The sequence below is a fragment of the Salinimicrobium oceani genome (genome assembly GCF_012037645.1).
The window spans coordinates 1-461 of the sequence record NZ_JAAVJR010000593.1 but is presented as its reverse complement, the minus strand read 5'-3'; the positions used below and the strand labels follow the sequence as shown (position 1 = coordinate 461).

Sequence of the window (461 nt, the reverse complement as noted above, 5' to 3'; positions counted from 1 at the left end):
GCAGCACAATAAAGACCACACTTAGGCCTAATGTCGCCAGCAATCCTGTAGTAGTAAGGGAGCGATCATCTCTTTTTATAGCCCTTTCAGCAAAATGAAGAGTGATACTGCTCAACAATATGATTATGGTGCTCCATAGAAAGCTGGCAGGCAGGTCAAGTTCAGCTACCCAGTCTGGCCTGGACTTACTTACCACATAAGCACTGGTAAGCCCGGCAAACATCATTGCCATACTAATGATCCCGAACCAAAGCATCATTTTTTTCGCCCGTCCTTGCTTATAGCTGTCGGTTCCCTGTGTTAAATCCATACACGAATCAATTTATCCAATACATATATTATTTGCAGCAAGGTGATATAGGACACACTTGCAAACATTAGTTTTTTCGCAGATCTTTCATCCCTGTTACGGTATAACTGCACTGCATAATAAAGCATTCCCAGCCCAAGCAATAAAACCA

2 pseudogenes are annotated in these 461 nt (G+C 42.5%); both read right to left on the bottom strand.

Going from position 1 to position 461, the window contains the following annotated elements:
- Positions 1 to 310, bottom strand: a pseudogene (locus HC175_RS18420) (cytochrome c oxidase subunit 3); the annotation flags it as partial.
- Positions 301 to 461 (bottom strand): annotated as a pseudogene (locus HC175_RS24395) (heme o synthase); the annotation flags it as partial. The pseudogenes HC175_RS24395 and HC175_RS18420, both read right to left, overlap by 10 nt.